Source organism: Streptomyces sp. NPDC058291 (genome assembly GCF_042880855.1).
GTDB lineage: Bacteria > Actinomycetota > Actinomycetes > Streptomycetales > Streptomycetaceae > Streptomyces.
Genome location: NZ_JBHVYK010000003.1, coordinates 92,578 through 118,333, shown reverse-complemented (window position 1 = coordinate 118,333; position 25,756 = coordinate 92,578). Strand labels below are relative to the sequence as shown.

At 73.4% G+C, this 25,756-nt stretch carries 26 protein-coding genes; 15 read left to right on the top strand and 11 right to left on the bottom strand.

Annotated elements, in window-relative coordinates; translation table 11 throughout:
• The first annotated feature begins 466 nt into the window (after positions 1-466).
• Both ACFVYK_RS02725 and ACFVYK_RS02720 read left to right on the top strand, forming a co-directional pair.
• Positions 467-811 (top strand): SCO0607 family lipoprotein, encoded by a 345-nt coding sequence (locus ACFVYK_RS02725; RefSeq protein WP_389767717.1) that lies wholly within the window; start codon positions 467-469, stop codon positions 809-811.
• Between the two features lie 164 nt (positions 812-975).
• Positions 976-1,701, top strand: a complete 726-nt coding sequence (locus ACFVYK_RS02720; protein WP_389767715.1) for an SDR family NAD(P)-dependent oxidoreductase — start codon at positions 976-978, stop codon at positions 1,699-1,701.
• Positions 1,702-2,070: 369 nt separating this feature from the next.
• Here the strand turns inward: ACFVYK_RS02720 and ACFVYK_RS02715 are convergent, their stop codons facing one another.
• On the bottom strand, positions 2,071-2,520 hold the full coding sequence (locus tag ACFVYK_RS02715; protein WP_389767713.1) for a MarR family winged helix-turn-helix transcriptional regulator: 450 nt from the start codon (positions 2,518-2,520) through the stop codon (positions 2,071-2,073).
• A 156-nt stretch (positions 2,521-2,676) separates the two neighbouring features.
• Here ACFVYK_RS02715 and ACFVYK_RS02710 point away from each other — a divergent pair, with 156 nt between their 5' ends.
• On the top strand, positions 2,677-3,138 hold the full coding sequence (locus ACFVYK_RS02710) for an SgcJ/EcaC family oxidoreductase (protein WP_389767711.1): 462 nt from the start codon (positions 2,677-2,679) through the stop codon (positions 3,136-3,138).
• 518 nt (positions 3,139-3,656) lie between these two features.
• On the opposite strand, the gene ACFVYK_RS02705 is transcribed toward ACFVYK_RS02710, so the two are convergent.
• Both ACFVYK_RS02705 and ACFVYK_RS02700 read right to left on the bottom strand, forming a co-directional pair.
• Positions 3,657-4,373 carry a response regulator gene (locus tag ACFVYK_RS02705; protein WP_389767710.1) on the bottom strand — a complete coding sequence of 239 codons (717 nt, stop codon included), beginning with the start codon at positions 4,371-4,373 and terminating at the stop codon, positions 3,657-3,659.
• Positions 4,370-5,581, bottom strand: coding sequence for a sensor histidine kinase (locus tag ACFVYK_RS02700; RefSeq protein WP_389767708.1), 1,212 nt, complete (start codon positions 5,579-5,581; stop codon positions 4,370-4,372). The genes ACFVYK_RS02705 and ACFVYK_RS02700 overlap by 4 nt, the downstream gene beginning before the upstream one ends.
• Positions 5,582-5,729: 148 nt before the next feature.
• Between ACFVYK_RS02700 and ACFVYK_RS02695 the strand changes: the two genes are divergently transcribed.
• From ACFVYK_RS02695 to ACFVYK_RS02670, 6 genes are all read left to right on the top strand, one after another.
• Positions 5,730-7,304 (top strand): nitrilase-related carbon-nitrogen hydrolase, encoded by a 1,575-nt coding sequence (locus tag ACFVYK_RS02695; protein ID WP_389767706.1) that lies wholly within the window; start codon positions 5,730-5,732, stop codon positions 7,302-7,304.
• Between the two features lie 322 nt (positions 7,305-7,626).
• A complete protein-coding gene (locus tag ACFVYK_RS02690) occupies positions 7,627-8,418 on the top strand; it encodes a GNAT family N-acetyltransferase (protein ID WP_389767704.1) in 792 nt (263 codons plus the stop codon).
• On the top strand, positions 8,415-8,639 hold the full coding sequence (gene infA / locus ACFVYK_RS02685) for a translation initiation factor IF-1 (RefSeq protein ID WP_389767702.1): 225 nt from the start codon (positions 8,415-8,417) through the stop codon (positions 8,637-8,639). The genes ACFVYK_RS02690 and infA overlap by 4 nt, the downstream gene beginning before the upstream one ends.
• A 274-nt stretch (positions 8,640-8,913) precedes the next feature.
• Complete coding sequence (locus tag ACFVYK_RS02680; protein WP_389767700.1) at positions 8,914-9,399, top strand: hypothetical protein; 486 nt, start codon at positions 8,914-8,916, stop codon at positions 9,397-9,399.
• A 90-nt stretch (positions 9,400-9,489) separates the two neighbouring features.
• Positions 9,490-9,855, top strand: a complete 366-nt coding sequence (locus ACFVYK_RS02675; RefSeq protein WP_389767698.1) for a hypothetical protein — start codon at positions 9,490-9,492, stop codon at positions 9,853-9,855.
• Positions 9,852-11,000 (top strand): SH3 domain-containing protein, encoded by a 1,149-nt coding sequence (locus ACFVYK_RS02670; RefSeq protein WP_389767696.1) that lies wholly within the window; start codon positions 9,852-9,854, stop codon positions 10,998-11,000. Before ACFVYK_RS02675 ends, ACFVYK_RS02670 begins: the two co-directional genes overlap by 4 nt.
• 108 nt (positions 11,001-11,108) lie before the next feature.
• On the opposite strand, the gene ACFVYK_RS02665 is transcribed toward ACFVYK_RS02670, so the two are convergent.
• The 3 genes from ACFVYK_RS02665 to ACFVYK_RS02655 form a co-directional block, all read right to left on the bottom strand.
• Positions 11,109-12,659, bottom strand: a complete 1,551-nt coding sequence (locus ACFVYK_RS02665; protein WP_389767694.1) for a protein kinase — start codon at positions 12,657-12,659, stop codon at positions 11,109-11,111.
• Positions 12,656-13,450 carry a serine/threonine protein kinase gene (locus tag ACFVYK_RS02660; protein ID WP_389767692.1) on the bottom strand — a complete coding sequence of 265 codons (795 nt, stop codon included), beginning with the start codon at positions 13,448-13,450 and terminating at the stop codon, positions 12,656-12,658. The genes ACFVYK_RS02665 and ACFVYK_RS02660 overlap by 4 nt, the downstream gene beginning before the upstream one ends.
• Before the next feature lie 383 nt (positions 13,451-13,833).
• Complete coding sequence (locus tag ACFVYK_RS02655; RefSeq protein WP_389767690.1) at positions 13,834-14,433, bottom strand: TetR/AcrR family transcriptional regulator; 600 nt, start codon at positions 14,431-14,433, stop codon at positions 13,834-13,836.
• 247 nt (positions 14,434-14,680) lie between these two features.
• Between ACFVYK_RS02655 and ACFVYK_RS02650 the strand changes: the two genes are divergently transcribed.
• Genes ACFVYK_RS02650 through ACFVYK_RS02635 form a run of 4 tightly spaced genes read left to right on the top strand, consistent with a single transcriptional unit; the run spans position 14,681 to position 19,485 of the window.
• Complete coding sequence (locus ACFVYK_RS02650) at positions 14,681-15,259, top strand: (2Fe-2S)-binding protein (protein WP_389767688.1); 579 nt, start codon at positions 14,681-14,683, stop codon at positions 15,257-15,259.
• Entirely contained in the window at positions 15,256-16,248 is a 993-nt protein-coding gene (locus ACFVYK_RS02645; protein ID WP_389767686.1) for an FAD binding domain-containing protein, read from the top strand. The genes ACFVYK_RS02650 and ACFVYK_RS02645 overlap by 4 nt, the downstream gene beginning before the upstream one ends.
• A complete protein-coding gene (locus tag ACFVYK_RS02640; RefSeq protein ID WP_389767684.1) occupies positions 16,245-18,371 on the top strand; it encodes a xanthine dehydrogenase family protein molybdopterin-binding subunit in 2,127 nt (708 codons plus the stop codon). Before ACFVYK_RS02645 ends, ACFVYK_RS02640 begins: the two co-directional genes overlap by 4 nt.
• Positions 18,364-19,485: an XdhC family protein gene (locus ACFVYK_RS02635; RefSeq protein WP_389767682.1), complete on the top strand. Its 1,122-nt coding sequence runs from the start codon at positions 18,364-18,366 to the stop codon at positions 19,483-19,485. The genes ACFVYK_RS02640 and ACFVYK_RS02635 overlap by 8 nt, the downstream gene beginning before the upstream one ends.
• Before the next feature lie 54 nt (positions 19,486-19,539).
• Here ACFVYK_RS02635 and ACFVYK_RS02630 read toward each other — a convergent pair whose 3' ends face one another.
• From ACFVYK_RS02630 to ACFVYK_RS02610, 5 genes are all read right to left on the bottom strand, one after another.
• Positions 19,540-19,770, bottom strand: a complete 231-nt coding sequence (locus tag ACFVYK_RS02630; protein ID WP_389767680.1) for a hypothetical protein — start codon at positions 19,768-19,770, stop codon at positions 19,540-19,542.
• A 327-nt stretch (positions 19,771-20,097) separates the two neighbouring features.
• A complete protein-coding gene (locus tag ACFVYK_RS02625) occupies positions 20,098-21,561 on the bottom strand; it encodes a glycosyltransferase 87 family protein (RefSeq protein WP_389767678.1) in 1,464 nt (487 codons plus the stop codon).
• Complete coding sequence (locus ACFVYK_RS02620) at positions 21,558-22,418, bottom strand: class I SAM-dependent methyltransferase (protein WP_389767676.1); 861 nt, start codon at positions 22,416-22,418, stop codon at positions 21,558-21,560. The genes ACFVYK_RS02625 and ACFVYK_RS02620 overlap by 4 nt, the downstream gene beginning before the upstream one ends.
• Entirely contained in the window at positions 22,415-23,071 is a 657-nt protein-coding gene (locus tag ACFVYK_RS02615) for a DUF2064 domain-containing protein (RefSeq protein WP_389767674.1), read from the bottom strand. The genes ACFVYK_RS02620 and ACFVYK_RS02615 overlap by 4 nt, the downstream gene beginning before the upstream one ends.
• Positions 23,068-23,787 (bottom strand): glycosyltransferase family 2 protein, encoded by a 720-nt coding sequence (locus tag ACFVYK_RS02610; RefSeq protein WP_389767672.1) that lies wholly within the window; start codon positions 23,785-23,787, stop codon positions 23,068-23,070. Before ACFVYK_RS02610 ends, ACFVYK_RS02615 begins: the two co-directional genes overlap by 4 nt.
• A 113-nt stretch (positions 23,788-23,900) precedes the next feature.
• Between ACFVYK_RS02610 and ACFVYK_RS02605 the strand changes: the two genes are divergently transcribed.
• Together ACFVYK_RS02605 and ACFVYK_RS02600 are read left to right on the top strand one after the other, a co-directional pair.
• Entirely contained in the window at positions 23,901-24,626 is a 726-nt protein-coding gene (locus ACFVYK_RS02605) for a response regulator transcription factor (RefSeq protein WP_389767670.1), read from the top strand.
• Positions 24,616-25,728 carry a sensor histidine kinase gene (locus ACFVYK_RS02600; RefSeq protein ID WP_389767668.1) on the top strand — a complete coding sequence of 371 codons (1,113 nt, stop codon included), beginning with the start codon at positions 24,616-24,618 and terminating at the stop codon, positions 25,726-25,728. Before ACFVYK_RS02605 ends, ACFVYK_RS02600 begins: the two co-directional genes overlap by 11 nt.
• The last annotated feature ends 28 nt before the right edge of the window (positions 25,729-25,756 follow it).

Genomic DNA, 25,756 nt, shown 5'->3' with positions numbered 1-25,756 from the left:
GCCTCACCCTGGGCCCCGCGCCCCGCCCCGGGTGGCGGTCCGGGCCGGCCCCCCCCGCATCGCCCGCCGGGGGGGCGCCGTCGTGTGACGTTCCCGGCCGGTCCGCGGAACGTCACACGAGCCGTGTGGCCGGTCAGCGGACGGTGAGGGCTCGTTGCGCGGTGATGTCGCGCGAGGATCGCGCCGCCGCGAAGGTGCAGGTCCCCGGGACGAGGGTCCAGGAGCCCCGGGTCCGGACGGCGAGATCCTCCGCGGGGACGGTGAAGGGGAGCCGCTCCGACGCGCCTTTCCCGACGGGCGACCTTCGGCGACGTCACGGCCCACACGGACGCACCGGTACGAACTCCCCTGAGGATAGGGCCACTTGAGTACCGATGGGTACGGCGCTGAGTACACGTACTCATGGAACGGCGGCTCCTGGCGGCGAGAGTAGCGGCAGACGAACCGCCGGAGACTGGAGACGATCATGAACCTCCCCCGCAGCACGAGCCGCGCCGCCACCGCCCCTCGGCCCCGAAGGATCCGTATCGCCGCCGCCCTCGCCGGGGGCGCGGCGGCAGTCGTCGCGCTCACCGGATGCTCCGGCCTCGAGTACAGGGAGAACATCTGCGGCAACGGCGAGTACCCCGTCCTGTCCGTGGGCGACACCGGCAGCTCCTGCGTGCCGGACGGGGACGAGCCGCCGGCGGGATCCGTCCGCTACCCCAAGGGCAAGGTGCCGACGCAGGTCGACGACAAGTGGGACCTGTACTGGAACACCCACACGCTCGACAAGGACGGCAACATCGTCACGGTCCCCGACGCGGGCTGACCCCGGCCTGCCGTCGGAGCACGGACCGGGCAGGATGGGGAGGGTCACGTCGGCTGCCGGAACGCCGCGGCAAGGCGTGCGGGCCCGAACCGGCCCGGACCGGCGACTACCGAAGGGCCGAACCCTCCTATGCGAGAAGCAGTCACGCGCAGGCAGGCGCACTCATGAGCCGGATCCTGGTGACCGGCTCGGCGGACGGGCTGGGACGTGCGGCTGCGGCGGCCCTGATGTCCGCGGGGCACGACGTGGTCGTGCACGCCCGCAACCCGGACCGCGCGCAGGCTCTCGAAGCGCTGGTCGACCGCGGAGCGGGTCTCGTGATCGGCGACTTCACCGACCGTGACTCCGTACGGCGTATCGCCGCCGAGCTCGACGACGCGGCGCCGCTGGACGCGGTCATCCACAACGCCGGCGTGTGGAGCGGACGCCCGGTCATGCCGGTCAACGTCATCGCCCCGTACCTGCTCACGGCCCTGCTGCCCGGACCTCGCCGCCTGGTGTACCTCAGCAGCGGTTCGCACTACAGCGGGCATCCCTCACTGAAGGGCATCGACTGGCGGGGCTCGAGCGCGGGCTCGTACTCCGACAGCAAGCTGTTCGTCACGACCCTCGCAGCCGCGGTGGCCCGCCTGCGCCCTGGTGTGCTGAGCAATGCCGTCGACCCGGGCTGGGTGCCGACGAAGATGGGCGGGCCGGGCGCACCGGACGATCTGGAACTCGGCCATCGCACACAGGTTTGGCTCGCGACGAGTGACGAGCCCGAAGCCCTCACCACGGGCGGGTACTGGTACCACCGTGAGCGGCAGCAGCCGCACCGCGCCGTGCACGACGAGGCCTTCCAGGACCGTCTGGTGGAGACACTGGCCGAGGAGACGGGCGCCGAGCTCTGAACACATCGTCAGCCGCCGGCCGAACCACCTCGGGCCTGTCTTCGCGTCCGGCACCCCGATCGCGGATCGTCTGCCGGACGGCCGCGGCCCGGGTCGCGCAGCCGCTGGGCCGAACGCCGCGTGAACCGCACCGAGACCAGTGAGACCAGCCCACCGACGACCGCCGCCACCAGCGCCAGGATCGCTGCACCCACCCGTCGTACCCCCCTTCCACGGCGGCTCGACGCCCGGACCAGCCGCTCGCCCGGCGCGCTGCACGCGCTGCGATCTTCGCGGGGTGCTCTTCCCCGCCGCGCGGGTGCTCGAACCTGACCGATGGCTCCATGAGGCCCCGCAGGTCCGCGAAACCCCGACGTCCGAGGCCGGGCCTCAGCCCTCCGTCCCCGCCCCGCGCAGTTCCTGTGCGGCGGCGTCGTACGCGTGGGCGGCCCGGGTGAAGTAGTCGAAGAGGACTGCGAGTTGCTCGGGCGTGTAGGCGCCGAGGATCTCACCGATCTTCTGCCGCGCGGGAGCCATGACGCGGTCCAGCTCGGCGGGTTCGCCGATCGGATCCACGACGGCCTTGCGCCGGTCTCCGGGGTCGGCGGCGCGACGGACGTACCCGGCCTGTTCCAGCCTGTCGATCAACCGGGTCGTCGGACCGGTGGTCAGACCCGTGCGCTCCGACAGTTCCCCGGGCGACATCGCGCCGGACAGCTGAAGGATGTTCAGGGCGTACATGTCGGTGGCGCCGAGGTCGCATGCCCTGGCACTGGCGTGACCGTGCAGCATCACGGCGCTCAGGTAGCGGCGGTAGACCTCGCTCGCATCGGATGGCATGGAGGGCGTTGACACGGTTCCTTCCACTCCCTAATCTCTTCGTTGGCGCAGATAAATCGTCAAAGCATTTAATGCCTACAAGAAACTACCATGCAGGAACCCGGTGAGCCCCCGCTGTCGCCCGGCCGGCGCCACCAAGCCCAATAGGGAGAAGTGATGTCTCTTACGCCCCGGGAAACCGCCCACGACAACGACGTCGCCGCGATCCACGCCCTCCTCGAGGAAAGCCGCGTGGCATGGAACCGCGGTGACGCGACGGCCTACGGCCGGTGCTTCACCCTCGACGCGACCGATGTGACCTTCGCCGGCACCGTCTATCACGGCGGTCAGGAGATCGCCCGTGCCCACCAGGCCCTTTTCGAGGGATTCCTCAAGGGCACGGAACTGGCCGTCGAGATCACCGACATCCGCTTCTACGGCTCGGACACGGCCGTCGTCGTCACCCGTGGTGACGTCGGCAGGGGAAGGCCCAGGCGGCTGGGAAAGCTCGCCACCTACACGGTAGTGCGCCGGCCCGAGGAAGGGTGGCGGATCGCCGCCGTCCAGAAGACCCAGCGCAAACGCCTGATGGAAGCCCTCTCCTTCCGCCTCCAGCCCGCCACCCGACCCGCCACGTAGCCATGGCTCCCCGGCCGCATGTCCGGCTGCGCAAGCCGGTACCGTGCGGTCACGACGAGATCGCCGAGTCGGATCGGGCCTGGGTGGCCGGGCACCACGACGGTCCCGCGCTCCTGCACCGGATCGCCCCCGGTTCGGCCTCGCCTGCGACGACTTCACCACGCCGGCGGCATGGGCTGCCGGCCTGGACTGACTTCAGGACCGCATATCCGGGCCTACAGGGCGGCGGTTCGTTCCGCCGATCATCACGGGACAGTCGTCGGTTCATCCCCCGTGCAGAACACGTTGATCGCAGCCGGGGCCCGTTCAGCGCGAGTCAGGGCGCGTAGCACTGCCGCCTGGCCATGACGCCGGACGGCCAGCCCGCTCAACAGCGCGACCACCGCATCGAGGGCGCGACATTACGCAGCATCGCCGAGGGGGTTGCCCGGACCTCCCCGATCTCGGCGGACGCCCGCCCGCTGGACGTACCGGCCGGTCCGTCCGGCGGGTGGGGCGGCCCGATCGCCGGTGACGCCTCACCGGTCCCGGTGTGGTGGGGTCCGGACGATTCCGGCGAGGCCTTCCTGGTGGGCGAGCACGGCGGCCTGGACCCGGTTCTCGACGCCGAGGCGGGTGAGGACGCGGTTGACGCGGCTCTTCACGTTCGCCTCGCTGAGGCCGAGGGCCGAGGCGATCCGGGCGTTGGACAGACCCCTGGCCACCAGTACCAGGACCCGGAGTTCGCGCTCGGTCAGCAGATCCGCGAGCCCGCCCTCGGGCGCCGCGGGAGACGGGGCATCGGGCATCAGGGCGGGCGGCAGTGCGGTGACGGTGTCGATGAGACGTCGCGTGACGCTCGGAGCAAGGGCCGGATCGCCGTTGGCCGTCGCGCGGATGGCCTCGACGAGCTGGTCGGGAGGACTGTTCTTGAGCAGGAAGCCGACGGCCCCGGCCCGCAGCGCGGCATGCACGTACTCGTCCAGGTCGAAGGTGGTGAGCACGAGGACACGCGGCGCCGGGCCCGGCCCGGGCCAGGAGGCGGTGATGTGCCGCGTGGCCTCCACGCCCGTCGCGCCGGGCATACGGACGTCCATCAGCACGACGTCGGGCTGGAGCTCGATGGCACGCGCGACCGCCTGCCGCCCGTCCGCCGCCTCGCCGACGACCGACAGGCCTTCACGCCGGTCGATGATCAGACGGAGTCCGGTCCGGACCATGTCCTGGTCGTCGGCGAGCAGCACGCGGATCGTCACGCGTCCGCCTGTGCCGGTCGGGGCGCCGTCGCGTGGAGAACCGCGTGCAGCCGCCAGCCACCGCCCTCGCACGGGCCGGCCTCCAACACGCCGTCGAAGGCCAGGACGCGTTCCCGCATGCCGACGAGCCCCTGCCCGGTCCCCGGGGCAGGCACGTGTCCTGCCGGCGCCGCGTCGTTCACCACGTCGATCGTGAGGCGGGAGTCGTCACCGGCCACGGCGACTCGCACACCGACGGGACCAGCGTGTCTGACGACGTTCGTCAGCGCTTCCTGGACGACCCGGTAGACCGAGAGCCGCATCCCCGCGGAGAACGCGCTCCCCGTCCGGTACCCCGACACGAACGTCACTCGGCAGCCCGCGGCCGTCGCCGCCTCGACGAGCGGTTCGAGATGCTCCAGGGACGGTTCTGGCGCGAGTTCTCTTTCCCGGATCGACAGCAGACCCAGGACGCGCCGCATCTCGAGGAGCGCGGTGTCGGCCGTCCGCCCGATGAGCCCGACGCACTGCACGGCTTCGGCGGGGACGGACGCGGGCGCCATGACCTCCTCGGCGGCTCGCGCCTGCACGGCTATGGCGCTCACATGGTGGGCCACCACATCGTGCAGGTCACGGGCGATACGGGCGCGCTCGCCGACCACCGCCTGGCGGGCATTGCGGTCCTGCTCGGCCGCCAGGCGCCGATTGAGCTCCCGCAGGCGTTCCGCGTCGGCGTCGATCCTGCGCCGGCCGCACCCCAGGAGCCAGGCGAGGGCGAAGAAGAAGACGAAGGTCGTGGCGCTGATCGGCTCCAGTGATCCGAGGCCCGGAGTCTGCCAGTGCCCGCCGAGCGCATCGGCAGTGGAGGTGCACGCGAGGCACAGCAACGTCCCCGGCAGGCTCCCCCGGACCGGCGCGTAGCGAGCCGCGGCGTACACGCCGATCATGAGCAGGAACGGACCGGGTATGCGGCCCTCGATCGGACTCAGCACCTGAAAGGCCATGTACCAGCAGGTCATCGCCGCCAGACAGGCGCGTGGACGGGACCGTCTCCACAGCAGGGGGACCGTCTGGGCTCCCCACAGGGCCACTCCCCAGCCGGCCGGCTCGGGTGTGCGGCCCAGCACGGTGGCCATGTCGAACAGCGTCAGTCCGCCGCCCAGCGCGACGTCCGTCAGCCACGGCCGGCGGGCTGCCCACCGCTGCGCGGCCCGCGGCAAGGCCTTCATGTGGATGATCATCTCGATCCGTCAGACTAGGCGAACGAGACGCCCGGCGGATCCTCCCCCGGGCGCGCATCGATGGTTGCGTGGGCGCGCGGGAGATCGCCGTCGAGACGGACGTGCCGCGCGAAGCCGCCCGCCTAGCGTCGTCGTCATGACAGACCTTCGTGCGTCGAACACCCCTGTCGCCCCGGCGGCGCGACCTTCCCCGGACGAGACGACCGAGATCAAGTACGCCGAGAAGCAACGGAGTTCGCCGACGTCCCGCTATGGGCTACTGGTGCTCGGCACGGGAACGATGCTGTTCGCGGTGGGCGGCCGGTGGGACATCGCGGCCGCGGCCTGGTTGTTCCCCGTGTTCCTGCTGCGTTTCGCTCGCCTCAGCCGCGTGTGGTCGGGACCGATGTGGATCTGGTCGGCGCACATCGCTGCCGCCGCTTTCTGGATCCAGGAGTCGAAGCTCGGCTTCGTCCCCGTCACCGTCGTGGGCGCCGTCGCTCTCGCCGCCCTGCAGACGCTGCCCTTCCTGGTCGACAGAGTGCTGGTCGGCCGGTTGCGCCCGGCGGTGGCGGCCCTCGTCTTCCCCGCGGCTTTCGCCGGCGCCGAGTTCCTGATCAGCACGGTGACTCCGCTCGGCACGGCGTACGGCTGCCTGGCCGTCACGCAGCACGACGACCTCCCGCTCCTCCAGGTCGTGTCGGTCACCGGGCCGTGGGGGATCGGGTTCCTGATCGGGTACTTCGCGAGTACCGCCAACCGCATCCGGGAGCGGCCCGCGTGGCGCGGCGGCCTGGTCTACGGGACGGTCCTGCTGACCGTCGTGCTCGCCGGCGGCGCGCGGCTGGCCTTCGGCCCGTCGGCGGGTACGACGGTACGGATCGCCGGGGTGAGCCCCAGCCGGGCCGTGACCGACTCCCTCCAGGCCACGCTGGGGCGGATCGACGGCGGACCGGCGGACGTCGCAGCCGCGCCCGCCGCGCAGGTCGAGCCCGCGATGACCGCCGTCGAGAACGACCTGCTGGCCGCCACCCGGCGTGAGGCCGCCGCCGGAGCGGAGATCGTGATCTGGCCGGAGGAGGCCGTCAGGGTCCAGGAGTCCCACGCGCCCGCCGCCATCGCCGCCGCACAGGACCAGGCCCGCCGGTCCGGGATCTACCTGGAGATCGGCGTCCGCGTCTACAGCACGGCCGCCCCCGCCTTCGGCCGCGACGAGGCGCTGCTCATCGACCCCCACGGCGAAGTGCTGTGGACCTACCAGAAGGCGCACCCGATCCCCGGCTCCGAGAGGTACACGCCCGGCGACGGCCGCGTGCCCGTCGCCGACACCCCGTACGGCCGCATCGCGAACGTCATCTGCTACGACGCCGACTTTCCCGCCCTCATGCGGACGCGGGCCGACATCATGCTCGTCCCCGCTGCCGACTGGAAGGAATACGGCGCCGCGCACACCGCGAAGGCGCGTCTGCGGGCCGTGGAGAGCGGCTACTCACTGGTGCGGCAGGACACGCAGGGCGTTTCGGCCGCCTACGACGACAAAGGCCGTGTCCTCGCGACCGCGGACTACTTCACGACGGGTCGGCAGACGATGGTGGCCTACGTGCCCACGCGTGGCGTCACCACGGTCTACGACCGTATCGGGGACGCCTTCGCCTGGCTCTGCCTGACCGGCCTCGCCGCCCTCGCTACGGCCGCGACGGCGCGGCCCCGGCGTCGCACGGCTGACGGCTGACGGCTGACGGCTGACGGCTGACGGCTGACGGCTGACGGCTGACGGCCGAGCGTGCGGTGCCCCCGGTGCGCGGCTGACGGGGGGACGGAGGACGCCTCAAGTCGGCCCCGGCGGTGGTCGCTTGGCGGTCTCCCGGAAAAAGGATTGAGCACGGCGGCGCCCCGCTGCTACGTTCGTGGCGGACCGTGAAGTCGTCGTATGGAGGTGAGCCCCGTGAACACAGTCACCCATGGGTGCTCCCCCCATCCGTCACGGTCCGGCGGCTGACGTTCGGTGTCGCCAGGAGCGCCTGAGACCGAGGCACTCCCGGGAGGAGACCCCGATGAACACGAAGCCTTTCGCATCTGGCCTGAGCGAACACGCGGTGACCATCACGCGCGTCGCGGACAGGCAATGGCACGCACTCGACGACGACCTGGTGGTCGGCCGCGGGTATGCGCATCCACGGCCCGACGGACGCCTGTTCGTCGGCATCGACGCCTGGCACGACGCCGCCTTCGACCGGCTCGCCGAGGCGATGGTGACGGAACTGCCGGCACCCCTGTACACGGTGGTCGACGAAGCCGACGCCGAGCTGACGGTCGGCTGGCGGCGGGCCGGTTTCACGGTCCGGCGTCGCGAGTGGGAGTACGTCGTGCCGACCGATCCGCGGGTCACCGGGCTCGAAGCGGTCCGCCCGCCGGCGGGGGTCACGATCGTGCCCGCCGGTCGGGCGGACGAGGGTCTGCTGCGGGCGGTGGACCGCGCCATCCGTGACGAAGTCGAGGCGACCGTCGGGTGGCAATCGATGCCCGCGGAAGTGATCCCCCGCCCCGAGGGCGACACCGTCGTCGACCCGTCGGCGTACGCGGTGGCCGCGGCCGCCGACCGCTACCTCGGTCTGATCCGGGTGGTGACCGTGAAACGTCCGCGCATCGGGCTGGTCGCGGTCCGGGCCGGGGAGCGGCGCCGCGGCATCGGGCGGGCGCTGCTGGCCCACGCGCTGGGGACGCTGCACGCCTCCGGGTCCGCCAGGGCCTGGGCCGAGGTGCACGAATCCAACCGAGCGGCTGCGGCGCTGTTCGAGGGCGTCGGCGCCCAGCCGATGAGCAGCAACCTGGAGCTGGTCCGATGACGAGGAACAGGAACGTCATCGAGGTCGAGGGCAAGGTCGTCGAGTGCCTGCGCAGCGCCATGTTCACCGTGCAGCTCGAGAACGGCCACCAGGTGCTCGCGCACATCAGCGGGAAGATCCGCAAGAACTACATCAAGATCATGCTGGAGGACCGGGTGCTGGTGGAGCTCCCGCCCTATGACCTGACGCGCGGCCGGATCGTGTTCCGATACCGGAACTAGTGACCGTGGGCGGCTTCCACGGCAGCTGATCCGGGGGCCCCGGTCACGGTGTTTCCGTGACCGGGGCCCTTCTCACCGCAGGCACACCGACCGCAGGCACGCCGGCGGTGGCCACCGCGCCCCCGCCTGCGACGACGTTGTCTCGCGTGGCCTGATCGGGATCCTGACATCCGTCAGGACCGCCGGCGCCGGTTCTCTCCCTAGGGTTCGAGTCGTCTTCCCGGCCCCGGCTGCTTCGCGGGGCGCCCTCCACGGACCGAAAGAGACGGCATCCATGCGCCCGTTCCGCTCCGCCCTCGCCACGGCCGCCACCCTGTGCGCGGTCGCCACCGGCGTCGTGATCGCCCAGCCGCCGCAGCCCGCAGCCGCCTCGGCCGCCGACTGCGAAGGCGGTGCGCACAACTTCCGCGACCACCCGGACGACGCCGAGGGCGACACCGTCAAGCCGCGCCGTTTCGACGTCGGCAACGTCCACTTCACGCTCGAGAAGGGCGCCTACGTCGGTCAGCAGATCGCCTTCGGCAAGATCAGCGGCCAGACCCGGCCCGGCGACAACGTCTGGATGGACTGGCGCGCGAACGGCTGGGACAACGCCGGCGCCGTGTCACCGTGGCTGCAGTGCGGGCCCTTCACCGTCCGCACCGCCGGACAGAGCCTGACCACACCGTTCAAGCGGACCAGCACCGACCCTCAGTACCAGTTCCGGGTGTGCGGCTCGCTGATCTCGGACGGCGTGGTCCGCTGCTCCGACTGGTGGTAGGCCGCACACCCGGCTCACCAGCCCCTGTCCCTGTCCCTGCCTCGCCCGCCCCTCTCGGCTCCACCTCCCGCTCCACGCGAAGGGATCACCATGCGCAGACTCCTCCGGGGCGCCGCGGCGCTCGCCCTCACCACCGCGGCCGTGCTGACCGCCTCCAGTCAGGCCGAAGCCGACGACGGGTCGTGGGCGGGCTGCCCGTACGGCGCCGTCTGCATCTACCCGCAGAACCAGAACCCGGCCGTCAGCCCGAGCCACATCTTCTTCTCCTACGGCTTCCACCCCATCTACGACCAGTACGGGGATCACTGGGTCCTCAACAACCAGTACGACGGCGCCCTCGCCGAGACGTGCGAGTCCATCGACACCGACTGCCACTACACCATCGGCCCGCAGGAAGGCGCCTACGTCGATCTCGGCCCGATCAACTCGATCTACCTGAGGGAGCACTACCGTTGAGACTCCGAATTCTCGCCGCGGCCGCCACGATGCTGCTGTTCATCGGCGCGGCCGGGACGGCGGCCGCCGACGCCCCGACTCCCCGGTCCGCGAGGACCGCCGCGTCCGTGCAGGTGCCGGCCGGCGTCACCGCCGCCGTCGCCGTCTTCGACCGTCGGAGCGGCTCCTTCACCGAACAGCTCAACACGAGCACCGCCTTCCGGTCCGCCTCGGTCGTCAAACTGCTGCTGGCACTGGACTTCCTGTGGGACCGCGGCCCGGACTACGGCGTGCCCGCCGCCGACCGGGCACGGCTGGAGCCGATGCTGCGCAGCAGCGACGACAAGGCGGCGAACTACTACTGGTCGCAGTACGGCGGACCGGCGATCATCACCCGCATGGTCGGCCGACTCGGTCTGAAGGACACCGCGCCACCGCCCTTGGGGCAGGAGGGCTTCTGGGGTTACACCGCGCTCTCCGCCCGGGACACGGTGACGATCTACCGCTACCTCCTGGACTCCGCGCCCGCACCCGTGCGCGACTTCGTGATGGGCAACCTGCGCCAGTCCACCCGATGCGCCTCGGACGGCTTCGACCAGCACTTCGGCATCGCCGGGGCGTTCGAGAAGCCGTGGGCGGTCAAACAGGGCTGGGCGGGCTCGTCGTTCGAGGACGGCACGTGCGGCTCGGGGGCTGCGGCGAGCGCGACGCGGACGTCCGCTCCTGCTCCGTCCACCGCCGCGGACGTCGACCTGACCCGGCCCGCGCTGCACACCACGGGGACCGTCGGCCCCGATGACCGGTCCATCGTGGCCGTGTTCACCCTGCACCCCGTCGGCACCTCGTACGGGAAGGCGTACACCGACATCGGCCGGCTGACCCGGTCGCTGAACGTGCCGGGGGCGACCCGGCCTGCCGGGTGGTGGTACGGCACGTGGAGCGACCATGTGAACGTCCGCCGCAACCCCTCCACCGACGGGTCTCCGCTGACGCAACTCCCGGCCGGCGTCGAGGTGTCGGTGGGCTGCCAGACCCAGGGGCAGGTCGTCTCGGTGCCGCCGTACACCAATGACTGGTGGGCCTACCTGCCGCAGTACGGCGGCTGGATCAGCAACATCTACATCAACTCGCCCGACAACCGGATGCCGGACGTCCGGGACTGCTGAAAGACGTCCCGGACTGCTGCGAGAGGACCGGGACCGCTGAGCGGAACGCGAGGCCGACACCGTGCGGTCGGCGCCGTCCCCGCACGAGTCCGGCCGTGCTCCGCTGCCTCACCGCTCGTACGCGGCGAGGTAGCGGAGCACCTGTTCGACGTGCGGCCGCACCCGTTCGGGAACGCCGCGCTCCTCGATGACGGTGCGGTCGCTCGTGCGGTAACCGGCGGCGATGAGCGCGGGTAGCTTCTCGGCGGGCAGCCCGGCCAGCTTGAACCGCTGGTCGAGCCAGCACACGTACAGGCTCATGGTGTGGATCGCGTCCGGCGGCGAACGGTAGTCCTTGTCGCCGTCGCCGTCGCCGTCCACCGCCCAGGCCCGGAATACCGACGGCGTCCACATGGCGATGCCGTACTCTTCGGCCGCCGGGCGGGCCGCGTTCGCGTCGAAGCCGCTCTCCGCCTTGATCAACGCGGCGAGCAGCGCGGGCGTGATCTCGGCGTCGGTGCAGCGCCGGGCGGCGGCCGTGATGACCGGCACCAGCGCTGTCGGCACGTCGGAATTCGCCCGGAGTTCCCCGGCGGGCGCGGTGTGCGCGCCGGTGGCGACGGCGGGCGCGTCACGCGGGCGGTCGTCACCGCCTGCGCCGCCCCCGCCGCCGTCGCCCCCGAGCAGCGCCGCCCCGGCGAGCGTGGCCGCCGCCACGCCGACGAGCGCCACCGCGGCCGACGTCGGCAACCGGCGTCGGCGTCGTGTGCCGGCGAGTTCCCCGACGCGCGCGGCGAGGCTCTCGGCGGTGTGCCGGAGGCGAGCCGCGTGATCCGGTTCCAGACAGTCCGCGACGAGCCTGCGCCAACCGTCGTGGAGCCCGGCGTCGAGGCGCAGCGGCGCGGTGCCGCGGGCGTAGGCCTGGGCGGCGAGCGAGCGCGCGCGGGCGGTGGCGCCGGGGAACGGATGGAGGCCGCCGGTGAGCACCTGGTGGGCGAGGACGCCGAACGCCCACACGTCGGCGGTCGGCCGCACCACCGCGCCGTCCACGCCGGTGCGCTGCGACCACCACTCGGGCGGCAGGTGGTCCAGCGTCCCGAGCGGCGGCAGATGGGCGTGGGTGCCGTCGAGTTCGGCGGCGAGCCCGAAGTCCGCGAGCCACACCTCGCCGTCCGAGCCCAGCAGCACGTTGGCGGGTTTGAGGTCGCCGTGCACCCAGCCGGCGCCGTGCATGTGGGCGAGTCCGACGGCCACGCCGCGCAGGATTCGCTCCGCGTGCGGGAGCGGGCCGCCCGGTGCGGCGGAGTCCAGCACCTGGCCCAGACTGGCCTCGGCGCGGTCCATGACCAGGGCGATCGCCCCGTCCAGCGCGGGATGCTCCGGGGCGTGGACGGTGCACACGGCGCGGGTCCGCACGAGGTGGGGATGGTCCGCTTCGGCGCTGAACCGCACCTCGCGCGCCACCAGTTCAGCCACCGTGGCCCGCTGGCCGGGGGCCAGGGACGTGGTGGGCAGCACTTTCACCGCCGCCGTCGCGCCGTCCGCGACCGCGCGGGCCTCGTACACGGTTCCCCAGCCGCCCGAGCCGATGACCGCGCCCAGTTCCCAGCCGTCGACGCGAAAGCCCGTCGGCAGGCGCGGTGTTGAAGGAGCGCCCTGCTCGGCGCCGGACGAGGTCACGCCGGGGCCCCCCGCCCGACGGACCGCCTGCGTGACGGCAGCAACCCCAGATGTTCTTCCCGCACCAGGCCGAAGCGCAACGCGAGGGAGGCGAGCCGGGCGCGTTTGACGCCGGTGCGGCCGCCGCCGTCCGCTCCGCTTTCGTCGCCGAGGTCCAGGCGCAGCTTCGTGAAGGCCAGGTAGTCGATGTGGTAGTTGACGGCGGAGCGGGTCAGATCGCGGCAGGCGTCCAGGGGGCGCAGCCGCTCGGCGATGTCGCCGGCGCCCGGCAGCGCGCTGCCCGACGGATCGCGCAGGCGTGGTTCGCACAGCGCCACCAGCACCAGGAAGTACTTGGCCGTCGTGTCCAACGCGTAGGGATGCACGGTCTGTTCACCGGAGCCGAGCGCGGACCGCTCGTCCAGGTAGGCGTGTTGCGGGGCGAACACCTTGAAGGCGGCCGAGCCCTTCAGCGCGGGCAGGACGACCCGGGAGAACTCGAAGGGCACCGGCGCGCCGAGCCGCCCCGGCGCGACCGTGAGGTACTCGCCGGCTCCCTCCAGGTTCTCGACGACGTACGCCGTGCGGGGGCTGAAGTTGGACACCCGCCAATAGTCCTCCGCGGCCTCCAGACGACCCGCCAGCCGGGAGATTCCCAGGTCCGGCAGGACGATGGCCACTCCCCCGCCGCCGGGCAGCCCGCGCCCGAACTCGGCCACGTCGCCCGGGCCCATGTGCAGCAGCTCGGGCCTGCCCGCGCCCACGGCGTCCGGCCCTGACGGACCGGGCGGCTGGACGATGATCGTTTCCATGCCTGAACTCCCCCGAAGTGAACGCCGGGATTGCAGGGGCGGTTCCGGCTGCCGCCGTCCCGGCGTGCGATGTGGCTGGATGCCGCGGCTTCCGACGAGGACGGATGGTCGGTCCGGCTGATCGGTGCGACACCGCGAGCATCACCGGTCGGAGCGTCCGCCGCAAGCTCCTGCGCCGGGTCGGGCGTCATGAGATCGTCCCAGCCCTGCTGACGTGCGGACGTGCAGGGGGGCTGGGACGTACGACCGTGCTGCGGGCGGCGGGCGATCCGGTCGGGCGAACCCGGCAGCCCCGGCGGTCCCCCGGCGGCGCGGCTCGGTCTGCTGGCCGGGCCGGACCGGTCCGGACGGACGGCGCCGTCACCGGCGTGGCCGGCGCCCGGTCAGGGAGACGGGGCCGGGCCCGCTGCCCCGGGCGCACCGGCGCGCAGTCCGTCCATGACGAGGTCGAGGAGCCGGGCGGCCCGCGGGCGCCAGTCGTCCGCGGGCGTCAGCTGCCACAGGCCTCCGATGGCCAGGATCAGGTCGTCGGGGGTCATGCCCGGCCGGATGGCGCCCACCGCGTCGTTGGCGCGCAGAAGGAGTTCGGCCGCGTCGGTGACGGGGGTGTTGGCCGGTTTGGCGGGACCGCCGGGCGTGCTGGTGGCGAGGCGGATCGCGTCCGCGAGGCCGGCCTTGGTCATGGCGAACTCGGCCAGCCGGTCCATCCAGGCGCGCAGGGCCTGGTCCGGCGGCAGCTGTTCGAGCAAGCGGGCCGCGCTGTCGGCGACCTGGCGCATCTCATGGCGGTAGATCTCCAGGACGAGGGCCTCCCGGTTGGGGAAGTTGCGGTAGAAGGTGCCCTGTCCGACGCCCGCCTTCCTGGCGATCGCGCTGAGCGGCGCGTCGGAGCGCAGCGTCAGCTCCGCCAGGGCGATTTCCAGGATGCGTTCGCGGTTGCGTTGTGCGTCCGAGCGCAGGGGCGCGTCCTTCTTGTACCGCACTCGGTTCTCCTCGGGGTGCGCCGGAAACCCACCCTTGCTAAGCGGACAGCTGTCCCCTACTTTTGCCGATAACGGACGGCTGTCCGGTTCGGCTCACCATAACCCCGGCCGGATGCGCGCGGGAGTGCGCGTTCACCGTCGACGCCGTCACTCGCACCCACCCCGCTCCCCCGCACGACGCACCTCGGCCGTCGCCAGGCACCGGCGACCGCCGCCCAGGTTTCCCGGAAGCGCGAAAGAAGCTCTCATGGCCTTACCGACGTCCAGCGTCATCACCTTGCACATCAACGGCGAGCGGCACACGCTGCCCGTCGACCACCGCACCACCCTGCTCGACGCACTGCGCGAGCGGCTCGACCTCACCGGCGCCAAGAAGGGCTGCGACCAGGGGCAGTGCGGAGCCTGCACCGTCCTGGTCGACGGCCGCAGGACCCTGGCCTGTCTCCAGCTGGCGGTCGCGGCCCAAGGGCGGGAGATCACCACCATCGAGGGCGTGGCGGACGGCGACCTGCTGCACCCGGTGCAGCAGGCGTTCCTCGACCTCGACGGCTACCAGTGCGGCTACTGCACACCGGGACAGATCTGCTCGGCGATCGGCGTGCTCGCCGAGCACGCCGCCGGCTGGCCCAGCGCAGCCACGGCCGACGTACGCCCCGCGGCCGGACCGCCGGCCCTGACCGCGGACGAGATCCGTGAGCGCATGAGCGGCAACCTGTGCCGTTGCGCCGCCTACACCTCGATCGTCGAGGCCGTCAGCAGGGCCTCGGAATCCGGGGCCGCGCCGCGCACGGGAGCCACGAAGCAAGCGAAGGAGTCGGCGGCATGAGGGAGTTCGGCTATCGCAAGGCCCCCGACGTCGCGGGCGCCGTCGCGCTGCTCGACGCCGACCCGGACGCCCGCTACCTCGCCGGCGGCACCAATCTGGTCGACCTGATGAAGACGGGCGTCGAACGCCCCGGACAGCTGGTCGACGTACGCGGTCTGCCGCTGGACGGTGTGGAGCCGACCCCGGACGGCGGCGTGCGCATCGGCGCCACCGTCACCAACAGCGACCTCGCCGCCCATCCCCTGATCCGCACCCGCTACCCCGCTCTGGCGCAGGCCGTGCTCGCCGGAGCCTCGGGCCAGCTGCGGAACATGGCCACCGTCGGCGGCAATCTCCTCCAGCGCACCCGCTGCGCCTACTTCGCCGACACCACCGGCCCCTGCAACAAGCGGGTCCCCGGCAGCGGCTGCCCTGCCCGCCTGGGCGAGAACCGCAACCACGCCGTCCTCGGCGCCTCCGCGCACTGCGTGGCCGTGCATCCGTCGGACATGGCCGTCGCGTTGGCGGCTCTCGACGGCGTGGTGCACTACGAGACCGCCCAGGGCCCGGGCGAACTGCCCCTCGGCTGGTTCTATCTCCCGGTCGGCGACACCCCGCACGTCGAGACGGCCCTGCCGGCGGGGGCCCTGATCACCGGCGTCACCCTGCCGGCCGCTCCGGTCGCCGCCCGCTCCCGGTACCGGAAGGTCCGCGAACGCGCCTCCTACGCCTTCGCGATCGGCTCGGTCGCCGCCGCGCTCGATGTGCGCGACGGTGTCGTGCGCGAGGTGCGCCTGGCGTTCGGGGCCGTCGCCTCCCGGCCGTGGCGGGCCCGCGCCGCGGAGCGGACCCTCACCGGGGCGCCCGCCGACGCCGGGTCGTTCGCGGCCGCCGCGGACGCCGAACTGGCAGCGGCCCGGCCCCTGACGCACAACGGATTCAAGGTGACCTTGATGCGCAACCTGACCGTGGCCGTACTGAGCGAACTCGCCGAGGAGGCCGCCCGATGACGACGACCGAGGCGCCCCTCGCCCCCGTCCGCGCCGTCGGCACATCTCACGTCCGCGTGGAGGGGCGGGACAAGGTCACCGGTGCGGCCCGGTACGCCGGTGAGGTCCCGTTCGCCGGACTCGCCTACGGCTGGCTGGTGTTGTCCACCGTGGCGCGTGGCCGGATCCGGTCCGTCGAGGCGGACGCCGTCCTCGCCATGCCGGGCGTCCTCGCCGTGCTGGACCATCGCAACGCCCTGCCGCTGAAGACGGACTACATCGGCCTGCTGGGCACCGGCCCGGATCCGACCTGCGCCGTCTTCCAGAACGACGAGGTGCCGCATCGGGGCTGGCCGGTGGCGCTGGTGGTCGCCGAGACCTCCGAGCAGGCACGCGAAGCCGCCGAGGCCCTCGTCGTCCACTACGAACAGGCGCCGCACGACGTCGCGTTCACCAGCGATCACCCCGACGCCCATCCGTCCGACGGCCATATGCCCGCCGTGACGGAGAAGGGCGACCTGGAGGCCGAACTCGCCGCGTCCGCCGTCGTCGTGGACGCCACGTACACGACTCCGGAAGAGCACCACCACCCCATGGAGCCGCACGCGGCCACCGCCCGCTGGGAGGCCGACCGGCTCGAGGTGGTGGACTCCAACCAGGGCGCGACCTGGGTCGTCGCCGAACTCGCGAACCTCTTCGCCCTCGATCCCGCGTCGGTGCGGGTGCGTTCGGAGCACGTCGGCGGCGGCTTCGGCAGCAAGGGCGTCCGCGCCCACCAGGTCGCCGCCGTGATGGCGTCCAGGATCGTCGGACGTCCGGTGCGGGTCGTCCTGACCCGTCGTCAGATGTTCACGCTGGCCGGCCATCGCAGCCCCACCATCCAGCGGGTCAGGCTCGGGGCCGACGCCGACGGGCGGCTGCGCGCCCTGGAGCACCGCTCGCTCAGCCGCACCTCCACGGTGTACGAGTTCGTCGAGCCGAGCGCCGGAGTGGCCCGGGTGATGTACGACGCCGACGCCCACCGCACGGAGAACCGGGTCGTGCCGCTCCACGTTCCGAGCCCCACCTGGATGCGCGCTCCGGGTGAGGCGCCGGGGTCCTTCGCGCTGGAGGCCGCGCTCGACGAGCTCGCCCACGCGTGCGGCGTCGACCCGGTCGAGCTCCGCCTGCGCAACGACCCGGACCACGGGCCGGTCTCCGGTCTGCCCTTCGCCGGCCGCAATCTGCGCGCCTGCTTCGAGGAAGGCGTCCGCCGCTTCGGCTGGGACCGGCGCGATCCGCGGCCCGGGGTGCGGCGCGAGGGTCGCTGGCTGTTGGGCACCGGCGCCGCGGCGGCCTCCTTCGGCGCCGGCGCCGCCCCGTCCACGGCCTCGATCACCGCCGAGGCCGACGGCCGGTTCACGGTACGGATCGCGGCGGCGGACATCGGCACCGGCGCGCGGACCGCCCTCACCCTGGTCGCCGCGGACGCCCTGGAGGTCCCCCCGGAGCGCGTACAGGTGCGCATCGGCGACAGCGCGTTCGGGCCCGCGATGATCGCGGGCGGTTCCATGGGCACCCGGTCCTGGTCCTGGGCGATCATGGCCGCCGCGGGCGAACTGCGCGACCGGCTCGTGCCGGGCGCGGCGATCCCGGCCGAGGGTGTCACCGTGCGCTCCGACACCACCGAGGCGATCGCCGCGCTCGCCCGCAAGGAACGGCACTCCTTCGGCGCGCAGTTCGCCGAGGTCGCCGTCGACACCGCCACGGGCGAGGTGCGGGTACGGCGCATGCTCGGCGTGTTCGCGGCGGGGCGCATCGTCAACCCCCTCACGGCGCGAGGCCAGTTCACCGGCGGCATGATCTGGGGCATCTCCATGGCCCTGCACGAGGAAGCCGCGCGCGACGCGGCCTCCGGCGGGCCGGTCGGGGCGGATCTCGCGGGCTATCACGTGGCGACGCACGCCGACGTCCCGCACGTCGAGGCGCACTGGGTGGCGGACGAGGACCCGGAGGACCCGGTCGGCATCAAGGGCATCGGCGAGATCGGCATCGTCGGGGCCGCCGCCGCCGTCGCCAACGCCGTGTGGCACGCGACCGGTGTGCGCCACCGCAGCCTGCCCATCCGTCCCGACCGCGTCCTGACGGGCGGTCGCGATGCTTGACCTCGCACCGCAGCTGGGCGACTGGCTGGCCGAGGGCCGCAGGGCCGCCGTCGCGACCGTCGTGTCCGTCGGCGGCAGCGCGCCCCGCGGGCCGGGCGCCGCCCTCGCGGTCGACGAGGAGGGAACCGTGATCGGGTCGGTGTCCGGCGGGTGCGTGGAGGGGTCGGTCTACGACCTGTGCGGGCAGGCGATGGAGACGGGCGCCAGCGCGCTGGAACGCTTCGGCTACAGCGACGAGGACGCCTTCGCCGTGGGTCTCACGTGCGGCGGCGTCCTCGACGTCCTGATCACCCCGGTCACGGCGGAGGGCCCGTTCGGCACGCTGCTGCGCTCGGCCCTGAGCGCTTCGGCACGGGGCGAGCCGGTCGCCCTCGTCAGGGTCGTCCGCGGCCCCGGGGCGCTTCTCGGCGCCGCACTGCTCGTCCACGCCGACGGCTCCCGCGAGGGCACGCTCGGCGGGCACGAGGACCTCGACCGCACCGCCGCGCTAGAGGCGTCGGCCGCGCTGGACACGGGTCGCACCGGCACGGTCGAGGTGTCGCAGGACGGATCGCACTGCCCCGGCGGCCTCACCCTGCTCGTCGAGCCGAGCGTGCCGCCGCCCCGGATGATCGTGTTCGGCGCCGTCGACTTCGCGGCGGCCCTGGTCCGGGCCGGCAAGTTCCTCGGCTACCACGTCACCGTGTGCGACGCGCGGCCCGTCTTCACCACCGCGGAGCGCTTCCCCGAGGCCGACGAGGTCGTCGTGGACTGGCCGCACCGCTATCTGCGAAGCACCCGGACGGACCCGCGCACCGTGGTGTGCGTGCTCACCCACGACGCCAAGTTCGACGTCCCGCTGCTGGAGGTCGCGCTGCGGTTGCCGGTGTCGTTCGTCGGCGCGATGGGGTCCCAGCGCACCCACGCCGACCGGGACCGGCGGCTGCGCGACATCGGCCTGCGGGAGCACGAGCTGGCCCGGCTGAGGTCGCCCATCGGCCTGGACCTCGGCGGGCGGACGCCCGAGGAGACCGCGCTGTCGATCGTGGCGGAGATCGTCGCCGCCCGTCGGGGCGGGACGGGCCTGCCGTTGACCGGCAGGGACCGGCCGATCCACCAACGCCACTCCGCCTGAGCTGCTCGACGAGACGAAACGGACGCTGCCCGGCGGCCGATCAGGCGGCGCCGATCACTCGATGTACCCGGTGCCGGGGTCCACCTGCGAGAGGAACTCCCGCACGGCCTCCTCGAGTTGCTCCCTGCTGGAGCGCACCGCAGGGTGGGTGCTGAACCCGAACCCGTAGCGGGGATCGGGCCCGGTCAGCCAGACGAAGTCATAGACGCCCGGCTCGCCCTCCGGCTGGCTCACCTCGAAGACCTCGCCGTCGACCGACATCCGCCACGGCTGGTTCGTCGACATCACGACCCGCTTCCTTCCCTCGGAGACGAGAGCGCACCCGGCCCACCGGCCCACGTGCGCGAACAACGGCCACGCGCAGCGCACGGCGCCGCTGCCGACGGCGCTCCCCGCTGCGCCGCTGCACCCGTATTCGCCGCAGCGCGAGCCCGGGGCAGGCGCGCACGTACTCAACTCCATTCTGAGTAGGCCTTGTTCGGGCAGCAAGGGTTCGCCAGGGCGGCGAACCGTCCTCCTCCTGTCCGTCGCCCTCGTCGGCCAGCGCCGCCTCGACCGTGTCGGGCCGTCCGGACGGCGGGGCGCCGGACCGCTCGGTGCGGGGTTTCGACCTCAGCGGCGGTCGGAGGGGCGCCGCAGGATTCGGCGCGCTCCGCCGGAGCGCAGCCACGCCCCGGCGGCGATCACGGTCGCCGCGCTGCCGTAGGCCCATGCCTGGAGCGGGAAGCCGGGCAGGAGGCGGCCGCCGACGTAGAGGGCCGTGCCGGCGAGGGTGACGGCGAGCCACTCCCAGCGTCCGTCCATGGCCACGAGGGCGACCACGAGGAGGGAGTACCAGGGATAGCTCGGCGAGATGAGGATCAGGGCGGTGCCGGTGACCAGGAGCGCGCCGCGCCAGGGGCGGTCCGGGTCCCCCCGCCACCACACGTACAGGGCGGTCAGGGTGAGCAGCAGCGCCGCCGCCACGCCCGCGGCCGCGTCGGGCAGCAGTAGCCTCAGCAGCGCGAACCGGCGTACGTGGCCCGGTTCGTAGCCCTCCTCGTGGAGGTAGCCGGGGAGGTAGCCGAGGACGCCCGCGCCGGAGGCCACGACGTAGGGCAGGTAGGTGAGCGCCACCGCGGCGACGGCCGCCGCGACGACCCGGAGGACGCGCGTGGGGCTGCGCTGACCGGACAGCGCGCCGGGCAGGACGAGGACGGGCAGCAGCTTGACGGCGATCGCCGCGCCGAGCAGCGCGCCCCGGCGGGTTCCGGCGCTGGCGGCGCCGAGGGCGAGGACGACGAACAGCACGCCCAGGGCGTCGACATGGGCGTTGTCGACCGCTTCCAGGGCGACGGCTGGGCACCATGCCCACAGCGCGGCCCGGGCCGGGGCCCGCTGCGGATCGCCGCGGCGGCGCAGCACGGCCAGCAGGGCGAGGGTCGTGCCGAAGGCCAGGACCGCGCCGCCGACCTGCAGCGGCTTGTGACGGCTGTCCGGAGGGGACAAGGCGTGCACGGCGAAGAACCAGCCCTCGGCGACGGGCGGGTAGATGGTGGGGACGGTGGGCCGGTTGATGCGGACGCAGAGGCCCTCGGCCGTGTGCGTGAGTCCCCACCCCTGGCAGGCGGGCCGGGCGGGGAACAGCCAGCCGTCGCGCAGCGGGGCGAGTTCCGGTGCGGCCGGCGGATGGGCGTAGGGCGAGATCCCGGCGGCCTGGACCCGGCCGTCCCAGGCGTAGCGGTACATGTCGTTGCTGGTGCGGGGCTGCGCGGTCAGTCCGGCCACGGCCACCGCGGCCGCCCCGGCGAGGACGAGGACGGTCGCGGCTCGGGCCGGGACCTTGCGCACGGTCCACACGGCGGCGGCGAACAACGTCCAGGCGAGGGCGTATCCGCCGAGCAGACGGCCCGGGGCGCTGTGGTCGTCGCCTTGGTGGAGGGTGACCGTGATGACGGCGCAGACGGCGACGAGCAGGAGCGCGGTCACCGCGACGCGGGTCCGGGCTCCCCGGGGGGTCGGCGGCGCGGCGGGGTCCGGGGACGTCGGCGGGGCTTGGCGGTCGGGATCCCGCAGGCGTGGGCTGACGGTCGTCATGGGCGGTTCGGTCCTTGGCGGCGCAGGGGGTGCACGGCCTCGGCGGCGGCCGGGCGGTGGAGTTCGAGGAAGACGCGGTCGGCGGCGGTCCACCGGCCGGTGAGGATCCAGCCGGTGGCGTCGGCGGCGTGCAGCAGCGCGGTGGCGCCGACCCGGGCCCAGGGGAAGGGGCGTCCGTGGCGGCCGTCGGCGTCCTCGACACGGACGATGAGGCGTTCGTCCACGTCGTGCCGCGCCGCTTCGACCAGAAGGCGCCCGCCGGGGCGGAGCAGTTCGCGCAGCCGGGTCAGCAGCACGGCCGGGTCGCCGCCGATGCCGACGTTGCCGTCCATCAACAGCACCGTGCCCCAGCGGCCCTCCCTGGGCAGCCGCTCGAAGACGGACCGCCGCAGGGCGGCGCCGCCCTGTCGCCGGGTACGGGCGACGGCGGCGGGGCTGACGTCCACGCCGAGCGCGGTCATGCCCCGGGCGGCCAGGGCGGCGACCAGCCGTCCCGGACCGCAGCCCACGTCCAGGACGGGTCCCGTGCAGCGGTGCAGCACGTCGGTGTCGGCGGCGTCTGGCGCGGCGCAGAAGCGCTCGACGTCCAGGGCCAGCAGATCGGTCGCCGCGGCTGGGGACGCCGTCATGCGGCGCAGGTACAGCGGGCCCCGGCCGCGCCGCACCGCCCGCGCGTAGGGGTCGTCGGTCCAGGGCTCCCCCGGCTCGGCGGACGGGATTCGGTCGACGCGTTGCCCTCCCGCGGGGGGCCGGGAGGGCAGGGTGACGCGGGGGTGGTCGCCGGTGGGCGGTGTCCGCTCGCCCGTCTCGGTGCGGGCAGCGACGGCCGTGCGCGCGTTCTGCGCGACGCCGCTCAACGGACGGCCTGCGCGAGCGAGGCCATGGCGGCGGCGAAGCGGGACCGGGGCGGGCAGCAGGCGGCCACCGAGGCGGCGTCGGCTGCGGTGTCCACGTCGCGCAGCGTCGGCAGCCGCCCCACGCTCAGCCCGGCGTCGAGGAGTCTGCGGTGCTGGACGGCTCCGGTGCGGTCGGTGGACATCGCCACGCCCCGCACGAGAGCTCCGGCGCGGGCCGGTTCGGCGAAGCCCAGGGCCCAGAATCCGCCGTCGGCGGCGGGTCCGAGCCAGGCGTCGTGCCCGTCGCGGCCGACCTCGGCGAACAGGTCCGGGGTGAGCTGCGGGGTGTCCATGCCGACCAGCAGAGCCGGTCCCTCGTCACAGCGTTCGAAGGCGGCGGCGATGCGCTCGTCGAGGCCGCCGGGCCCCTGGGGGACGACCTCGTAACCGGAGGGCAGCCAGCGGCCGGGGGTCCCGTCGAGGACGAGCATCCGACGCCGGGCGGGGGCCCGGAGCAGGACCTGCAGCGTGTCGGTCAGGGCGGCCTCGGCCAGGGCGGCGGCCTCCTGCGGCGTGTAGGGCGGGGTCAGGCGGGTCTTGACCCGGCCGGGCGCCGGCTCCTTCGCGATGACCAGCAGGGCGGGCGACCCGGCGGTCGCGGGGCGGGCGTTCATCGGACGCCTCCCATGACACCCGCGCCGGGGGCCGCCGCGGCGGCCGGCGGCTCGGCGAGGACGGCGCGCATGTCGCGCACGGCCTGATAGGCGCCGCGCCAGGTGCCGGTGACCTTGGATCGGCCCGTGCGCGGACGGTAGGGCACGTCGGTCTCCGTCACCCGCCAGTCGGCGTCGGCGGCGTGGACCACCATCTGCAGCGGGTAGCCGGAGCGCCGGTCGGTCAGCCGCAGGTCCAGCAGCGCCTCCCGGCGGGCGGCGCGCATGGGGCCGAGGTCGTGCAGGCGCAGGCCGGTGCGGCGGCGGACGAGGCGGGCCAGTTCGAGGTTGGCCAGCCGGGCGTGCAGGGGCCAGGCGCGCAGGGCGGTGGGCCGGCGTCGGCCCAGGACCAGATCCGCGTCGCCGGCCAGGACGGGGCCGGCGACGGCCGGCAGCAGTGCGGGGTCGAGGGAGGCGTCGCAGTCGCAGAAGCAGACCACGTCGGCCGTCGCCGCGGTGAGGCCCGCGTGGCAGGCGGCCCCGAAGCCGCGCCGGGGCTCGTGGACCACGTGAGCGCCCAGGCCGCGGGCGATGTCGGGGGAACCGTCGGTGGAGCCGTTGTCGACGACGATCGCGCGCCAGCCGGACGGGATCCGCGCCAGTACCCACGGCAGGGCCTCGGCCTCGTCGAGGCAGGGCAGCACGACGTCCACGGAAGGGGAGGATGTCTTGATCACGTCACTCACTGTACGGATGCAAAAGCGACATAAGGGATTTCGTGTTCTTACGGAACGCTGACGTCGCCCGCCCCGTCCGTCGGCGGCGGGATCCTGGTGTGAGACTCGGTGCTGTGAAACGCGTACTCGTCGTCGACGACGACCCCACCGTCTCCGAGGTCGTCGCGGGATACCTCGACCGGGCGGGCTTCGCCGTGGACGTGGCCGCCGACGGCCCCACCGCCGTCGCCCAGGCCGCCCGCCGCACACCCGACCTGGTCGTGCTGGACCTGATGCTGCCCGGCATGGACGGCCTGGAGGTCTGCCGCCGCATCCGCGCGACCGCACCCCTCCCGGTGATCATGCTGACCGCCCGCGGCGACGAGGAGGACCGCATCCTCGGCCTGGAGGTCGGCGCGGACGACTACGTCACCAAGCCCTTCAGCCCCAGGGAGCTGGTGTTGCGGGTGGAGTCCGTGCTGCGCAGGTCCGGCGCGTCCGTCGCCGCCCGCGCCGGTACGGCCGAGCCGTGGCTGCGCTCCGGACCGCTCGCCCTGGACCCGACCGCCCGGCGCGCCACCCGTGACGGCGTCGAACTGGCCCTCACCATCCGGGAGTTCGATCTGCTGGAGTTCTTCATCCGGCACCCCGGCCGGGCGACGAGCCGTGAGCAGTTGATGCAGCGGGTCTGGGGCTGGGAGTTCGGCGATCTGTCGACCGTCACCGTGCATGTGCGGCGACTGCGCGAGAAGGTCGAGGACGACCCGGCCCGCCCGCGGCTCATCAGCACGGTCTGGGGCGTCGGCTACCGCTTCGACCCCCCGGCACTCCAGGAAGGCGAGGTCGGCGATGGTCGGTGACACGCTCCTCATAGCGCTCTACGCGGCGATCGGCGCGGCGGCCGCCGGCCTGGCGGGCGCGGTGGCCCTGCGGGCGCTGCGCCACCGCTCCGTGTCCGTGTCCCTGGCCGTGGTCGCCGCCGTCACCGTGGCGGCGATGCTCGCCGGGACCATGCTGGTGTCCCGCGCGATGTTCCTCTCCGACCACGACCTGTGGGTGGTGACGATGGTGTGCTCGATGGCCGCGGTCGTCTCGCTCGTCGTGGCGCTGCTCCTGGGCCGCAGTGTCGTCCGGGGCAGCAGGGAACTGGCCGAGGCCACCCGGGCCCTCGGCGAGGACGGCAGCTTCGTCCCGCCCGCCGCCGCGCCCACCGCCGAACTCGCGCAGCTGAGCCGCCAGTTGGCGGCCACCAGCAGCAAGCTCGCCGCCTCCCGCGAACGAGAACGGACCCTCGAGGCCTCCCGCCGCGAACTGGTCGCCTGGATCTCGCACGACCTGCGCACCCCGCTGGCCGGTCTGCAGGCGATGACCGAGGCCCTGGAGGACGGCATGGTCGACGACCCCCGCGTCTACCTCACCCGCATCCGCGCGGAGGTCGGCCGCATGAGCGGCATGGTCGGCGACCTGTTCGAACTCTCCCGCATCCAGGCCGGGGTGCTCGCCCTATCGCCGACCCGGATGTCCGTCTACGACCTCGTCGGCGACGCCATCGCCGGAGTCGACGCCCTGGCCAGGGAACACGGGGTGCGGCTCGTGGGCCATGGCGTCGACGCCGTGCCGGTCGAGGTCGACGGGCGTGAGATGTCCCGTGTCCTGGCCAACCTGCTCGTCAACGCGATCCGCCGCACGCCCGCCGACGGCACGGTCGCCGTCTCGGCGCACCGTGAGGCCGACCGCGTCGTGCTCTCGGTGACCGACGGTTGCGGCGGGATCGCCCCCGAGGACCTGCCCCGCGTCTTCGACACCGGCTGGCGCGGCACCGACGCCCGGACGCCGCCGGCCGGGGCGGGACTCGGGCTGGCCATCGTGCGCGGCATCGTGGAGGCGCACCAGGGACGCGCGGCGGTGTGCAACGTGCCGGGCGGCTGCCGCTTCGAGGTGCACCTGCCGGCGGTGGTCTGAGGACGACGACCAGGAGGCAGAGCCTCGA

Excerpts from the sequence above, each read along its gene's own strand:
- ACFVYK_RS02645 (WP_389767686.1), top strand. The coding sequence starts at position 15,256 with ATGAGGGAGTTCGGCTATCGCAAGGCCCCCGACGTCGCGGGCGCCGTC.
- ACFVYK_RS02715 (WP_389767713.1), bottom strand. The coding sequence starts at position 2,520 with ATGCCATCCGATGCGAGCGAGGTCTACCGCCGCTACCTGAGCGCCGTG.
- ACFVYK_RS02625 (WP_389767678.1), bottom strand. The coding sequence starts at position 21,561 with ATGACGACCGTCAGCCCACGCCTGCGGGATCCCGACCGCCAAGCCCCG.
- ACFVYK_RS02725 (WP_389767717.1), top strand. The coding sequence starts at position 467 with ATGAACCTCCCCCGCAGCACGAGCCGCGCCGCCACCGCCCCTCGGCCC.
- ACFVYK_RS02600 (WP_389767668.1), top strand. The coding sequence starts at position 24,616 with ATGGTCGGTGACACGCTCCTCATAGCGCTCTACGCGGCGATCGGCGCG.
- ACFVYK_RS02630 (WP_389767680.1), bottom strand. The coding sequence starts at position 19,770 with ATGTCGACGAACCAGCCGTGGCGGATGTCGGTCGACGGCGAGGTCTTC.
- ACFVYK_RS02720 (WP_389767715.1), top strand. The coding sequence starts at position 976 with ATGAGCCGGATCCTGGTGACCGGCTCGGCGGACGGGCTGGGACGTGCG.
- ACFVYK_RS02640 (WP_389767684.1), top strand. The coding sequence starts at position 16,245 with ATGACGACGACCGAGGCGCCCCTCGCCCCCGTCCGCGCCGTCGGCACA.
- ACFVYK_RS02680 (WP_389767700.1), top strand. The coding sequence starts at position 8,914 with ATGCGCCCGTTCCGCTCCGCCCTCGCCACGGCCGCCACCCTGTGCGCG.
- ACFVYK_RS02650 (WP_389767688.1), top strand. The coding sequence starts at position 14,681 with ATGGCCTTACCGACGTCCAGCGTCATCACCTTGCACATCAACGGCGAG.
- ACFVYK_RS02660 (WP_389767692.1), bottom strand. The coding sequence starts at position 13,450 with ATGGAAACGATCATCGTCCAGCCGCCCGGTCCGTCAGGGCCGGACGCC.
- ACFVYK_RS02675 (WP_389767698.1), top strand. The coding sequence starts at position 9,490 with ATGCGCAGACTCCTCCGGGGCGCCGCGGCGCTCGCCCTCACCACCGCG.
- ACFVYK_RS02710 (WP_389767711.1), top strand. The coding sequence starts at position 2,677 with ATGTCTCTTACGCCCCGGGAAACCGCCCACGACAACGACGTCGCCGCG.
- ACFVYK_RS02635 (WP_389767682.1), top strand. The coding sequence starts at position 18,364 with ATGCTTGACCTCGCACCGCAGCTGGGCGACTGGCTGGCCGAGGGCCGC.
- ACFVYK_RS02690 (WP_389767704.1), top strand. The coding sequence starts at position 7,627 with ATGAACACGAAGCCTTTCGCATCTGGCCTGAGCGAACACGCGGTGACC.
- ACFVYK_RS02615 (WP_389767674.1), bottom strand. The coding sequence starts at position 23,071 with ATGAACGCCCGCCCCGCGACCGCCGGGTCGCCCGCCCTGCTGGTCATC.
- ACFVYK_RS02700 (WP_389767708.1), bottom strand. The coding sequence starts at position 5,581 with ATGAAGGCCTTGCCGCGGGCCGCGCAGCGGTGGGCAGCCCGCCGGCCG.
- infA (WP_389767702.1), top strand. The coding sequence starts at position 8,415 with ATGACGAGGAACAGGAACGTCATCGAGGTCGAGGGCAAGGTCGTCGAG.
- ACFVYK_RS02695 (WP_389767706.1), top strand. The coding sequence starts at position 5,730 with ATGACAGACCTTCGTGCGTCGAACACCCCTGTCGCCCCGGCGGCGCGA.